Source organism: Flavobacterium sp. SORGH_AS_0622, assembly GCF_030818825.1.
Lineage (GTDB): Bacteria > Bacteroidota > Bacteroidia > Flavobacteriales > Flavobacteriaceae > Flavobacterium.
Genome location: NZ_JAUTAX010000001.1, coordinates 1,595,445 through 1,608,642 on the forward strand (window position 1 = coordinate 1,595,445; position 13,198 = coordinate 1,608,642).

A 13,198-nucleotide genomic window follows, 5' to 3' on the forward strand; every position below is an offset into this window, starting at 1 on the left:
GCTTTTAATTTTTCAATTTTTATATTCTTGAAAATAAGCTTCTAGTTTTTCCAGCATTAATGGTAAAGGATATTCGGCATAATATTCAAAAGTATGCTCTTTAATATATTGTTCGGTATGCTGTTCGTATATTTCAGGTTTTAAGTCTTTTAAATGAATAGAAGCATTTTTAGCTTCATTTTCAAATAACTGCCAAGTTTCTTTTCTAACAGAAGGCGTAAAGATTGAAAAAGTCGGAATTTCTAATGCTTTTGCCATATTTACGGCACCTCCTTCATTTCCAATCAGCATCTCGCATTGAGAAAGCAAAGCTAAAAACTGGCGTAAATCTGTTGCGTACAAATCGAAAATAATATGCTTTTTTGTTTCTTCAGAACAATAATTGTAAACCTCCAATGCTTGTTCTTTCTGATTCGGAATATAATTAAATAGAATAGTCGCGTTTGTCTTAGCTACAGTAAAATCTATAATTTTTGCCATTCCGTCAAGCGGATAAGTTTTGTAATGCTCGCTTCCTAAAATTCCAAACATGATCAATGGTTTTTCAGGGTCTACATTGTAGCTTTTTAGAAGATTTTTTGCTTCATTAATCTCAGATTCTTTTAAAAAGATCTTTGGTTTTACATTTGTTATTTTTTCAGAAAAGAAAGGTTTTAGCAATAATAATCTATTTTCTATTGCTAGACCATATTCTGATTTTATAGCGTCAAAGCGCTCGTAGCTATAATTGTAAAAGATATTAGAATACCATTTATGGTACGAAACTTTATATTTTGCACCAGAGAAAAATGTAATTAAGTTGGTTCCTAATTTACTGTAAACGTCTATTACGGCGTCATATTTTTTTCTTCTAATCTCAAAAATGAATTTAATGAACCCAAAAGTCGATTTTCGAATTTTATTAGTTACCGGAATAATGTTATCTATATTCGGATTTTCTTTTAGAACATCAATAGAATTCGGATAACACATGTAATCGATAACCGAATCTGGAAACTTAGTTTTTAAGTTGTTACAGATTATTGTGCTGGTTAATACGTCTCCAATTCTTTTTTGCTGAATGACTAATATTCTCATCTATTTAAAATTCAATTTATGGGCTAAATTACAAACTATTTTAAGAAGTGTGCAACCGTATTGCAAGATTAAGAATAAACTAAAATAAAAATGTTATATTTTTGTGGCTCATAAATTAAATTTTGTAATGGAAATTAGTGGTTTGGTTATTACTTTCAATGAAGAAAAAAATATTGGAAAATGTATTGATGCTTTATTAAAAGTTTGCGATGAAGTAGTTGTAGTAGATTCTTTTAGTAAAGACCGTACAGTTGAAATTGCTAAACAAAAAGGTGCAATAGTTATCGAGCAAAGTTTTTTAGGAGACGGGCCACAACGCACTCACGGGCTTCCATATTGCAAAAACGATTGGATTTTGAATTTAGATGCAGATGAGTTTCTAGATAAAGATGCCCAAGAATTTATATTGAATAAAAAATATCTGGAAGGAAATTATGATGCCTTTAGTTTTAGAGTAAAAAACTTTTTGGCAGATAAATTAATTGATTTTTCAGGTTGGTACCCAGATCATAAAGTTCGTTTTTTTAATAAACAAACAGCTCATCCCTCGGATTCTAAAGTACATCAGAAAATAGTTACTCAAAATGAGAAAAAAGTAGCAGTGCATATTCTGCATTACGGCTGGGATTCTTTTGATCAAATTATTGCTAAAAAGAATCAATATTCTGGATGGCATGCGCAGCAATTATATGATCAGGGAAAAAGAATTAATGCTTTTAAACCAGTTCTTAATGGAACAGTAGCTTTCATTCGATGTTATTTCTTTAAAAAAGGAATTTTCAATGGCCTCGACGGATTATCAATTGCAATGATTCAAGCATTTTTTTCTTATATGAAATATGCAAAGCTTTTAAAACTTCAAAAGAAAAATTCTAAATAAAAAAAATCCAAATTCCAATTGATGAAGATTGGAATTTGGATTTTTATAATATTGGATTTTAAAATCTATACAGCAACATCGTATTCACGAAGCGCATTATTTAAAGAAGTTTTTAAATCTGTAGATGGCTTACGAGTACCAATAATTAAAGCGCAAGGAACTTGAAATTCTCCTGCAGCGAATTTTTTAGTGTAGCTTCCAGGGATTACTACAGAACGAGCTGGTACAAAACCTTTCATTTCAACTGGTTCATCACCTGTAACATCAATGATTTTTGTTGAAGCAGTTAAACAAACGTTAGCGCCAAGAACAGCTTCTTTTCCAACGTGAACGCCTTCAACAACAATACAGCGAGAACCAATAAAAGCGCCGTCTTCGATAATAACAGGAGCAGCTTGTAATGGCTCAAGAACACCACCAATACCAACACCACCGCTTAAGTGTACATTTTTACCAATTTGTGCACAGCTTCCAACAGTAGCCCAAGTATCAACCATTGTTCCTTCATCAACATAAGCACCAATGTTTACATAACTTGGCATTAAGATAACACCGCTAGAAATGTAAGCTCCATAACGAGCCACAGCGTTTGGTACTACACGAATTCCTTTTGCAGCATAATCTCTTTTAAGTAACATTTTATCGTGATATTCGAAAATACCAGATTCCCATGTTTCCATTTTTTGAATTGGGAAATACATCACAACAGCTTTCTTAACCCATTCGTTTACCTGCCATTTATCACCAACTGGTTCAGCAACGCGTAATTTTCCTGCGTCTACCAATTCGATAACTTCTCTAATAGCATCAGTTGTTGTAGTTTCTTGCAATAAAGCTCTGTTTTCCCAAGCTTGTTCAATTATAGTCTGTAAAGAATTCATACGTTTAAATTTTTGGCAAAGATAACGTATTTGTAGAAATGCAAAAAAGCAAAACGACTTGAAAATGTTACAGATTTAACTTTTTGTTTCTTATTTGTAAAACTTAGCATTGTTATACGGATTAAAGATTTTTTAAAACTACCTCTAGAAGTTTTTTTTATGTCAAAATATGACAAAAGTCAGATTTTGTGTTTTTTCTTCTCTCTAATTTCGCATCATTGAAAAACATTCCATTCAATAAATTAATCATATAAGCAGTAAAATATGAATCAAGAAAATCAACTTCAGAACAGAGTAATTATTGACAAAGAGGTAACTTGGGATAAAACACAAGTTATTATGAGTAAAACAAATGCCTTTGGTATTATTGAATATGCCAACGAAGTATTTGTAGATGTTTGTGGTTACGAAGATTACGAATTAATGGGACAGCCGCATAATATTATACGTCACCCAGACATGCCTAAAGTTATTTTTAAAGTACTTTGGGAAAATCTTAAAAACGGTAAAAACTTTCATGCTATTGTAAAAAATCTCGCTAAATCCGGAAGATACTATTGGGTAATTACCGATTTTGAAATCGCACGTGACGAAAATGATGTTATTGTAAATTATTTTGGACGAAGACAAGCTGTTCCGCAAGAAGTAATTGCAATGCATATTGAACCTTTGTATAAAAAATTATTACAAATTGAAGCGGCGAGCGGGGTTGAATTCAGCGAAAAATATCTGATCGGATTTTTAGAAGAGAAAAAAAGATCTTATGTTGAATATATTAAGGAGTTGATTTACGAACACGAAAAGGCGCAAGCTAAGTTTGCTAATTATGTTGAAGAAGAAGATGGAGAAGAGGAAGAACATAGAGGCTTTTTTGGCCGATTGTTTGGTAGATAATTTGAGTTATTTTTTAGGTTTAAATATTTGGATAGGTCCGTCTTGAGTTTTCGAGGCGGATTTTTTTATGTTTTACAAAGTCAGTTGATTATTGATTACTCTCTCATTAAAAGATTGTATATAAGCTTTTATGAATTTTTCTGCTTCTTTAACTTTGAATGAATTCTGGTTCATTAAATTGTTTTTTAATAAAGTATCTTCTTTCCATTTATAGAAACCAATCGTCTGATTATTAGCAAATGCTAGGTAGTAATCATCATTTATATAATGATAGGTTCCGCCAAGATAATACACTACAAAGTCATCTTTAGATTTGTAACTCTTTCCAAAGCTTACAATTTCTGCTTTTATATTTAAGTAATCTAAAATACTCGGCATAATGTCAATTTGTTGGAAGTTTTTTTCATTTATCCCAACAAGATTTGAATTTGAAGGATCGAAAAATAATATTGGAATTCTAAACTTCCCAATATTTGTTTTATCAGTATTTCTATCTCCTTCTGATGAAGTATGATCTGATGAAATTACAAAGAGTGTGTTCTTGTACCACTTTTGTTTTTTAGCGGTTTCAAAAAATTTTCTTAGAGCATAATCTGTATAGGCAATGCTTTCTTGTATTCTTGTTGTTCCTTTTGGAAATTTTCCAATATATTTTTTTGGAATTGTATAAGGATTATGAGAAGAGATAGTAAATAAAGAACTAAAAAAAGGCTCTTGAAAAGAAGAAAGTTTGGAAGAAAAGAACTGTAAAAATTCTTCGTCAAAAATCCCCCATTTTCCATCAAAAGCTTCTGGTCCAGTATATTGATCCTTTCCGTAATATTGATCAAATCCTGCTACTTTTGCATATTGATCAAAGTTCTGGCTTCCATTAAAAGCACCATGAAAAAAAGAAGTAGAATAACCTTCTTTCTTTAAAATTTTAGGAAGACCGTTTATTTTATTTACTGAATAACTGGATGATATAAAAGAATTATTCATTAAACTTGGAATACTTGAAAGTATTGAAGGTACAGCATCAATAGAAACTTTTCCGTTAGCAAATCCATTTTTAAAATAATATGATTTCGTAATAAGAGAATCTAAAAAGGGTGTTTGACCACGTCCAACATTTTCATTTCCAAAACTTTCTAATATTAAAATAACAACATTTCTTTTGTTTGGAGTAGTCGTTGGTCTTAATGAAATAATTGGATTGTAAATTGTTTTTAATTCTTTGGAATCAAAATAGTTTACTTTTTCAATATCATCTTTTTTTATGAAAGTTTTTATAATCGTAAACGGAGTATTCAAAACTAATGGAGTGTTGGTAATTGCACCATATTTTATTCCGTCAACAATTTTTATAGGCTTTTTTTGTAAACCTCCACGGCCTAAAATCAATAACAAAGTAATGCCAATTGTTAGAAGAGCAGTTTTTATATAATAATCTTTTTTCGCTAATTTATTCGGCAATAAATTACCATTTAGATCTGGAATCATTTTCCATAATAAAATACTCAGAATTATAAAAACAACTGCGATATACCAAAATTCTTGAAGAAAAGATGGAATAAGACCAATTGCTTCACGCTCCATACCTTTAGCAGTGATCATTCCAAATGTACTTCTTCTTCCGGTAAATCTGTAATAAATAATGTCAATAAAATTGGTGGCAATAAATAAGAGGTTTATCAGGTAAAAACTGATTTTTAGAATGTATTGATATTTATTGGTGTACTTAAAATTGCCTGGAATTAGATGAGCAACTAGAAAAACTATATTTATATAGCTTACGGCAGCAAAATCGAATATTAAACCGCCAGCAAATGTTTGAAAAGTAAAAGAATCAAATAGTTTGAAATTTATCAAATAAAATAAAATTCTGGTCAATTGATATATCAGAATAATCAATATGAATCTCTTAAGAAATAATGCGATGCTTTTTTTGTAGTTATTCATTTTATATATTTTGAAACAATCACTTTCAATGCAATCAAAAGTGTATTGAGATCTTTTTTTTCGTGCAAATAAAAGTGAGTTATATTTTATTAAAATGACGAAGAAGACATTTTTGTAACTGAATAAGACATTTCTTACTCACTATGATTAGACGTTTGTATGATTTATTTTTTTATAATAGGATCGAAGTATTATAAACTGGTTTTAATTAAATTTGTCAAAAAAAGTAAATGCCTAGAATCCTTTCTATAGATTACGGACAAAAACGTACAGGAATCGCTGTTACAGACGAAATGCAGATTATTGCATCAGGTCTTACAACAATTCCAACTCATACTTTAATTGATTTTTTAAAAGATTATTTTGCAAAAGAAAAAGTCGAAGCAGTATTAATTGGTGAGCCTAAGCAAATGAATGGGCAGCCTTCAGAAAGTGCTTCTATAATTAATGGTTTTGCAACTCATTTTTCAAATATTTTTCCAGATATGAAAGTGATTCGAGTAGATGAGCGTTTTACTTCAAAAATGGCATTCCAAACAATGATCGACAGCGGTTTAAATAAAAAACAGCGTCAAAATAAAGGTTTAATAGACGAGATATCTGCTACAATTTTACTTCAAGATTATCTTTCCGCAAAAAAATAACGCTCTTCGTCTTATTTATTGTTTATAATTTAAAGGTTTTTAGAAAATCCTAACTTTTATCATCTAAAAATTAGTTTTTTTTTGCAATTAAAAAAGTACCTTTGCACTTTAAATAAAAATACTGTTATGCCTGACGAAACCATACGTTCAAATAGTGATGTAGTACTCATTGGAGCTGGAATTATGAGTGCCACTCTAGGAGTAATTTTGAAAGAATTACAACCGGATATAAAAATTGAAATTTACGAAAGATTAGATGTTGCTGCTGCAGAAAGCTCTGATGCTTGGAATAATGCAGGAACTGGACATTCTGCCTTTTGTGAACTAAATTATACTCCAGAAAAGGCAGATGGCAGTATCGATCCTAAAAAAGCAATAAGTATTGCAGAATCTTTTGAGATTTCAAGACAGTTTTGGTCTTACTTAGTGCAGGAAAAAAAAGTGCCTTCTCCTGAAAATTTTATTAAAAGCGTACCTCATATGAGTTTTGTATGGGGAGATAAAAACGTAAATTATTTAAAAAAGAGATTTGAAGCTCTGCAGAGCAATCCAATTTTTTCTGAAATGACTTTCAGTACCGATGTCGAGCAGCTAAAAAAATGGATGCCGCTGGTAATGGAAGGACGAAATGCTGATGAAAAATTAGCAGCCACACATATGGAAATTGGTACCGATGTAAATTTTGGTGCCTTAACCAGAAGTATGTTCAATTATTTAGAAAAATTAGATGGCGTTTCTTTATTTTTTAATCACGAAGTTAAAAAACTAAGACAGCGTGAAGATAAATCTTGGAGAATAAAGATTAAAGATTTGTCTACAGGAAAAATTCGTAAAGCTTACACTAAATTCGTATTTATTGGTGCAGGCGGCGGTTCTTTACCTTTGCTAGAAAAAGCAAATGTACCAGAAGGACATGGTTACGGCGGTTTTCCAGTAAGTGGACAATGGCTGAAATGTACTAATCCAGAGGTTATTGCTAAACATCAGGCAAAAGTTTACGGAAAAGCAAGTGTTGGAGCTCCACCAATGTCTGTTCCTCACATTGACACCCGTGTAATCGATGGGGAAAAAGCACTTCTTTTTGGACCATTTGCTGGGTTCTCAACTCGTTTCTTAAAAAACGGTTCTTATTTAGATTTGCCTTTGTCAATTAAAGCTAATAACTTAATTCCAATGCTTGCGGCAGGTTATCATAATATCCCGCTGACAAAGTATTTGATTGAGCAGGTTCGCCAGTCTCCAAAAGATAGAATGAAAGCTTTACGTGAATATTTACCAACTGCACGTTCTAAAGATTGGAAATTAGAAAAAGCAGGACAACGTGTTCAGGTTATTAAGAAAGATGAAAAAGAAGGCGGTATTTTAGAATTTGGTACCGAAGTAATTAATACACATGACGGAACTTTAGCAGTTTTATTGGGTGCTTCTCCAGGTGCTTCTACAGCCGTAGCGATTATGGTTGATTTGATTAGCAGATGTTTTACCAATCAAATTAAAACACCAGAATGGGAAGCTAAATTAAAGAAAATGATTCCTTCTTATGGTCAGACTTTAAATGATAAGCCGGAGCTTTTAGCAGAGCTTAGAAAACATACAGCAGAAGTTTTAAAAATAAAATAAGCTTCTCTAATTATAGAATAAAAAAACAAATCCAGATGAATTAATCTGGATTTGTTGCTTTTAGGTCGGTTGTGTTTTTTAGAATTTTTTCGGCAAGATTGCTCATCCAGATTAATTGTTCGATAACCATTGAAGCTTCCTGCATTTTGGCTTGACGTGTTTCTTTGTCTAAACCATCATCTTCTGCCAAGCGTGTAAAGTTCTTTCTTTTTAATTCTTCAAATTGTAACGTTACATCTTCTTTTTCAAAAAATGTATCTTTTAAAATAACTTCATTTCTTAAAATAGAAATAGAGTGATCAAGATTAGCTAAAATCGTTTTAATGATATAATTGAAAGACTCAGAAGCAGATGTAGTTTGATGCGATTGAATATAAGTTGACAGCGATGCTAAAGCAGATAATAATGAGTGATTTAAAACCACTAGTTTGTTTACCAAAGGCATTGTTTTCTGTTTCGATTTTGGTTCCTGCATCATACGCTGAAATGAAGTCATTAGATTTCCTATTTCAACAAAAGCATTCTTTCTGGCTAATCTATAAGAAGTCGGAACTTCTCCTTTTTTATTATAAAAATCAGCAATTTCCTTGAGATAGTTTCGGTTGGCACGAATTGCGTTTTCAATATGAATAGGAGTATTAATAAATTCCCATGCGGGCCACAAAAATTGATTGGCAATAAAAGCTAAAACTGCGCCTGCGAGTGAATCTAAAATTCGGTATTGAATAACTTCATTGATATCCGGCGTTAGAATTCCGTATATAAAAACCACATACATCGTAACAAATGTTGCGCTGATCTTATAGTTGATTTGTGTAAACGAAATCCCCAAAAGCATACAAATAATAGAGAAAATACTTAAAGCAACGTGATTTTGAATAATAGATACAATTCCGAAAGCTATGATACCTCCCAAAACAGTTCCGAACATTCTATGGTAAGATCGCTCTTTTGTTAAGCCATAACCAGGACGCATTATTACAACAATAGTCAGCAAAATCCAGTAAACGTTTTGAAATGGAAGAATCTGACCTAGAAAAAAACCAATTAGAATTGTAATTGTTAAGCGCAGCGAATGCCTGAAAATAGAAGAAGAATAACTTAAATTTTCGATCAAAGTTCGAAGCGGATAATATTGCGGCGTCAGGAATTTTTCAAGCTCCTTATCCTTGTCTTTTAATTTATAAGACTGCATTGCCAATGAAAATGCACGTTGAATAATCTTGATTTTTCCAACCTGATTTTTCGCATATTTCAGCATATTCGTCAGCATCAAAACGCCTTCGGCTGCTTCGTCTTTTCCTAGAGTTTTTTCGTAATCAAAAATTGCAAATTCAAGGGCATCAAGCTCGTTCTTTAAATCATTTTTGTCTACATACACGCTGATGTGGCGAACATTTTTTGAAAGTTTTTTTAAAGTCGAAGCCAATTTATAAGCCACATTTTGATATGTTCTTAAAACCTCTGGATGCTTTGCAAATTTGATGTGAAGTTTACTATGATCAAAAGACGTATAAAGTGCAAGTTCTTGAATTTCGACCAATGTGATAAAAACCAAAAGCATTTTTCTGTTCTGGCTCGTAATTCCAGATGCGTTCTGATTTCCGATCAGCATTTTTCTCAAATCTTCGTGAATAAGATTTAATTCAACCTGAACAGCCAGTTGTTTTTCGATAATTGCTTTTCTATTCGCTTCTGGACTCCATAGATCGCCTCTTAGTTTTAAATATTTGGCAGTTAATTTTATGCCTTCGGCAATTTGTAATTCTACATATTTATAAGGCTGTACTAAATGAAAAATAAGCGAAACAATTAAGTATAAAATTCCTCCAATAAATATAAAACCGGAATATTCAAACGCCTGCCAGCCCTCGTGTAAGTGGCCAAAAGAAAGAGAAATAGATAATAATGCAGAGAAAGATATTAAAGTTGCACGCTGTCCATAGACCGAAATCATAGAACAGAGAAACAATAAAAATCCTAAAAAAGGATAAAATAAAACGGGATAAGGATAAACCAGATTAACCAAAAGGTTAACGCCGGAAACAATAAAAGATGCAGCAATTAATCCTTTAATTTTATGACTCAGCGAACTAGGAATATCGCTGGGATAAGTATAAAAAGCTCCTAATGCTATTGTAAAACCAATTTCAAAATGACCTAAAAAATTTAAAACTAAAACAGGAACAACAGAAGCAATGGTTACTTTAGAAGCATTGAAAAAAGAGGTGCTGTTGGTAAATTTCGAAATTTTATCAAACATAAAAAGAGGTTTACTAGCAAAGGTAAGAATTGTACGAGTGATTTTGGCATAATTATAGCTGAGATTTTTAACGGTTTTGAAAAAATATGATATAAAATAGTAATAGAATTATTCATTGACTATTTTTTACTATTTTTGCCAGCTGAAATATGAGAAGTTTAGTTCTGTTTTGCAGCACATAAAAAACATAAATAAAAACAAATGATTTTACCAATTGTAGGATACGGTGATCCTGTTTTGAGAAAAGTAGGGCAGGACATTACACCAGAATATCCAAACCTAAAAGAAACGATCGCAAATATGTACGAGACTATGTATAATGCGTACGGAGTTGGACTTGCAGCACCGCAGGTTGGACTGCCAATTCGTTTGTTTGTTATTGATACAACGCCTTTTAGTGATGATGAGGATCTTCCTTCAGAGGAACAAAAAGATTTAAAAGGTTTTAAGAGAACTTTTATCAATGCTAAAATCGTTAAGGAAGAAGGTGAAGAGTGGGGTTTTAATGAAGGCTGTTTAAGTATTCCAGACGTTCGTGAAGACGTTTACAGAAAACCAATTGTTACAATTGAATATTGTGACGAGGATTTCGTAATGAAAACAGAGGTTTTTGATGGCTTAATTGCGAGAGTTATTCAACACGAATACGATCATATTGAAGGAATTTTATTTACAGATAAAATTTCGTCTCTTAAAAAACGTTTAATTCAAAAGAAACTAAAAAATATTACTGAGGGAAAAACATCTCAGGAATATAGAATGAAGTTTTTTGCAGCCAAAAAAGGGAGATAAGTTTTCTAAATATTTAGAAACAAAAAATAAATCAAATTCTTAATACTAATTTTAATAAAAATGAATTTAACGAAAATTTTAGCCATTTCAGGGAAACCAGGTTTATACGAATTGAAAGTTCAAACTCGTACAGGTTTTGTGGCGGAATCATTAATTGATGGGAAGAAGATTACTGTAAATCTAAAAAGCAATGTAAGTTTATTGTCTGAAATTTCGATTTATACTTATGAAGGTGAAAAACCATTAACTGAAGTAATGCAGCAAATTGCCGTTAAAGAGAACAAAGGTCAAGCGATTTCTCATAAAGAAGACAACGCTACTTTAGCTGCCTATTTTAAGCAGATTCTTCCAGATTACGATGAAGAAAGAGTTTATCCATCAGACATCAAAAAAGTATTAAACTGGTATAATACGCTTCAAGCAAAAGGTTTAGTTACAGATTTAGCTCCAGCTGTTGAAGAAACTAAAGAAGAAGCTCCAGTTGCTGAAGAAAAACCTAAAAAAGCTCCAGCAGCTAAAAAAGCAAAAGCTAAAAAAGAAGAATAGTAAGTTATTCTTTTAATTATATAATATCCTGTTAAGATAGTTTTCTTGACAGGATTTTTTAATTTTACAAGATCGAGTTTTAAATTTTAAAAGAACTTCAAGATGAATAGAGAAAACCAGTTACAAGCATTTGAGAGATTATTAAATATCATGGATGAACTTCGTGAACAATGCCCATGGGACAAAAAGCAGACCCTGCAGACATTGAGACATTTGACAATCGAAGAAACTTATGAACTCGGCGATGCTATACTGGACAATGATTTAAATGAAGTTAAAAAGGAATTGGGAGATTTGCTTCTGCACATTGTTTTTTACGCTAAAATCGGAAGTGAAACAAACGATTTTGATATTGCGGATGTCTGCAATGAAATCTGTGAAAAACTAATTCACCGTCATCCTCATATTTATGGAGATGTTAAAGTGGAGAATGAAGAAGAAGTCAAACAAAACTGGGAAAAATTAAAGCTTAAAGAAGGCAAAAAATCTGTTTTAGAAGGTGTTCCTAGAAGTCTTCCAGCTTTAGTTAAAGCAAGCAGAATTCAGGATAAAGTAAAAGGTGTAGGATTTGATTGGGAAGAACCGCATCAAGTCTGGGACAAAGTACAGGAGGAATTACAAGAATTACAAGACGAGGTAAAATCTGGAAACCAAGACAAAATTGAAGACGAATTTGGTGATGTACTGTTTTCAATGATCAATTATGCCCGTTTTTTAAATGTAAATCCAGAAGACGCTTTAGAAAGAACTAATAAAAAGTTCATCAAACGCTTTCAATACTTAGAAAGTAAGGCAAACGAATTAGGGAAACCTTTGATGGATATGACGCTTACCGAAATGGATGTTTTTTGGAACGAAGCTAAAAAACTTTAATTATCGGCCAATTTTTTTAAGGCGCGAACATTTTTAAGCATAATCTTTTTACCAACCAATTCGATCAATTCTGATTTATTAAAATCAGATAATAAACGAATACAGCTTTCTGTCGCAGTGCCAATAATTCCAGCAAGTTCTTCTCTTGTCAGTTGAACTTTTAGGGTTTTATCGGTGTCTTCGCCAAACGCTTCGTGTAAATGAAGTAAGGTTTCTGCTAGTCTTTGCTTCACTGTTTTTTGAACCAAAGCAATTTTTTCATTTTCAGATTCTTTCAAATCTTCGCAGACAGACTGCATCATATTTAAAGAAAACTGATTGTTGCTGTTAAAGAAATTAATGATTTCAGTTTTAGGAATAAAACAAACTTCCATGTCTGCAATAGCTTTAGCAGTTAAGTTTGCCGGCTCATTACTAATCATAGAACGCTGTCCAAGAAGTTCGCCAGATTTTACCAATTTTACAATTTGGTCCTTTCCGTTTGCACTCAATTTGGATAGTTTACCAACGCCATCTTTCACGCAAAAAACACCATTGGTTACTTCACCTTCTTCAAAAATGGCTTCACCTTTTTTAATTTTATAAGTGGTTTTGCTGTTTGCTAGTTTTATAACTTCCTCTTTATTAAGAGCTTTTAAAGAGCTTAGCTGGCGTACAATGCATTGATCACATTTATTCATGACAATATTTGTTTGCTGCAAAATTAAGGATAATTAAAGTTTTTAGGCACTTTTATCAGGTAAAATTATTATAAATAAGGATTCGTAATGATTTGATAATTATAATT

The 13,198-nt window shown here is 31.8% G+C and carries 12 protein-coding genes; 7 read left to right on the plus strand and 5 right to left on the minus strand.

Translation table 11 applies throughout. The features are described from left to right. Positions 1 to 12: 12 nt before the first annotated feature. Positions 13 to 1,077 carry a glycosyltransferase family 9 protein gene (locus QE431_RS06955; protein WP_307294132.1) on the minus strand — a complete coding sequence of 355 codons (1,065 nt, stop codon included), beginning with the start codon at positions 1,075 to 1,077 and terminating at the stop codon, positions 13 to 15. Between the two features lie 127 nt (positions 1,078 to 1,204). On the opposite strand from QE431_RS06955, the gene QE431_RS06960 reads away from it, so the two are divergent. Then, positions 1,205 to 1,957: a glycosyltransferase family 2 protein gene (locus QE431_RS06960; RefSeq protein ID WP_307300523.1), complete on the plus strand. Its 753-nt coding sequence runs from the start codon at positions 1,205 to 1,207 to the stop codon at positions 1,955 to 1,957. A gap of 65 nt (positions 1,958 to 2,022) precedes the next feature. Here the strand turns inward: QE431_RS06960 and QE431_RS06965 are convergent, their stop codons facing one another. Next, positions 2,023 to 2,838: a 2,3,4,5-tetrahydropyridine-2,6-dicarboxylate N-succinyltransferase gene (locus QE431_RS06965; protein WP_057118644.1), complete on the minus strand. Its 816-nt coding sequence runs from the start codon at positions 2,836 to 2,838 to the stop codon at positions 2,023 to 2,025. 264 nt (positions 2,839 to 3,102) lie between these two features. On the opposite strand from QE431_RS06965, the gene QE431_RS06970 reads away from it, so the two are divergent. After that, entirely contained in the window at positions 3,103 to 3,732 is a 630-nt protein-coding gene (locus QE431_RS06970; RefSeq protein ID WP_307294140.1) for a PAS domain-containing protein, read from the plus strand. A 72-nt stretch (positions 3,733 to 3,804) separates the two neighbouring features. Here the strand turns inward: QE431_RS06970 and QE431_RS06975 are convergent, their stop codons facing one another. Further along, positions 3,805 to 5,673, minus strand: coding sequence for an LTA synthase family protein (locus QE431_RS06975; protein WP_307294143.1), 1,869 nt, complete (start codon positions 5,671 to 5,673; stop codon positions 3,805 to 3,807). Positions 5,674 to 5,903: 230 nt separating this feature from the next. Here QE431_RS06975 and ruvX point away from each other — a divergent pair, with 230 nt between their 5' ends. Both ruvX and QE431_RS06985 read left to right on the plus strand, forming a co-directional pair. Then, positions 5,904 to 6,317, plus strand: a complete 414-nt coding sequence (gene ruvX, locus QE431_RS06980) for a Holliday junction resolvase RuvX (protein ID WP_307294145.1) — start codon at positions 5,904 to 5,906, stop codon at positions 6,315 to 6,317. A 126-nt stretch (positions 6,318 to 6,443) separates the two neighbouring features. Further along, positions 6,444 to 7,937 carry a malate:quinone oxidoreductase gene (locus tag QE431_RS06985; protein ID WP_057118640.1) on the plus strand — a complete coding sequence of 498 codons (1,494 nt, stop codon included), beginning with the start codon at positions 6,444 to 6,446 and terminating at the stop codon, positions 7,935 to 7,937. Between the two features lie 40 nt (positions 7,938 to 7,977). Here QE431_RS06985 and QE431_RS06990 read toward each other — a convergent pair whose 3' ends face one another. Then, positions 7,978 to 10,200, minus strand: a complete 2,223-nt coding sequence (locus tag QE431_RS06990) for an FUSC family membrane protein (protein ID WP_057118639.1) — start codon at positions 10,198 to 10,200, stop codon at positions 7,978 to 7,980. Positions 10,201 to 10,401: 201 nt separating this feature from the next. Between QE431_RS06990 and def the strand changes: the two genes are divergently transcribed. From def to mazG, 3 genes are all read left to right on the plus strand, one after another. Beyond that, positions 10,402 to 10,992, plus strand: coding sequence for a peptide deformylase (def, locus tag QE431_RS06995; RefSeq protein WP_057118638.1), 591 nt, complete (start codon positions 10,402 to 10,404; stop codon positions 10,990 to 10,992). A 60-nt stretch (positions 10,993 to 11,052) separates the two neighbouring features. After that, a complete protein-coding gene (locus tag QE431_RS07000; RefSeq protein WP_134140965.1) occupies positions 11,053 to 11,538 on the plus strand; it encodes a DUF5606 domain-containing protein in 486 nt (161 codons plus the stop codon). Between the two features lie 102 nt (positions 11,539 to 11,640). Then, positions 11,641 to 12,411 (plus strand): nucleoside triphosphate pyrophosphohydrolase, encoded by a 771-nt coding sequence (gene mazG, locus QE431_RS07005; RefSeq protein ID WP_057118636.1) that lies wholly within the window; start codon positions 11,641 to 11,643, stop codon positions 12,409 to 12,411. On the opposite strand, the gene QE431_RS07010 is transcribed toward mazG, so the two are convergent. After that, entirely contained in the window at positions 12,408 to 13,091 is a 684-nt protein-coding gene (locus QE431_RS07010; protein WP_057118635.1) for a Crp/Fnr family transcriptional regulator, read from the minus strand. The two genes, mazG and QE431_RS07010, sit on opposite strands and share 4 nt — an antisense overlap. Positions 13,092 to 13,198 lie beyond the last annotated feature (107 nt).

Bases quoted from the DNA above. Each gene is read 5' to 3' on its own strand.
- mazG (WP_057118636.1), top strand. From the start codon at position 11,641: ATGAATAGAGAAAACCAGTTACAAGCATTTGAGAGATTATTAAATATC.
- QE431_RS06955 (WP_307294132.1), bottom strand. From the start codon at position 1,077: ATGAGAATATTAGTCATTCAGCAAAAAAGAATTGGAGACGTATTAACC.
- QE431_RS06970 (WP_307294140.1), top strand. From the start codon at position 3,103: ATGAATCAAGAAAATCAACTTCAGAACAGAGTAATTATTGACAAAGAG.
- QE431_RS07010 (WP_057118635.1), bottom strand. From the start codon at position 13,091: ATGAATAAATGTGATCAATGCATTGTACGCCAGCTAAGCTCTTTAAAA.
- def (WP_057118638.1), top strand. From the start codon at position 10,402: ATGATTTTACCAATTGTAGGATACGGTGATCCTGTTTTGAGAAAAGTA.
- QE431_RS07000 (WP_134140965.1), top strand. From the start codon at position 11,053: ATGAATTTAACGAAAATTTTAGCCATTTCAGGGAAACCAGGTTTATAC.
- QE431_RS06990 (WP_057118639.1), bottom strand. From the start codon at position 10,200: ATGTTTGATAAAATTTCGAAATTTACCAACAGCACCTCTTTTTTCAAT.
- QE431_RS06975 (WP_307294143.1), bottom strand. From the start codon at position 5,673: ATGAATAACTACAAAAAAAGCATCGCATTATTTCTTAAGAGATTCATA.
- QE431_RS06965 (WP_057118644.1), bottom strand. From the start codon at position 2,838: ATGAATTCTTTACAGACTATAATTGAACAAGCTTGGGAAAACAGAGCT.
- QE431_RS06985 (WP_057118640.1), top strand. From the start codon at position 6,444: ATGCCTGACGAAACCATACGTTCAAATAGTGATGTAGTACTCATTGGA.
- ruvX (WP_307294145.1), top strand. From the start codon at position 5,904: ATGCCTAGAATCCTTTCTATAGATTACGGACAAAAACGTACAGGAATC.
- QE431_RS06960 (WP_307300523.1), top strand. From the start codon at position 1,205: ATGGAAATTAGTGGTTTGGTTATTACTTTCAATGAAGAAAAAAATATT.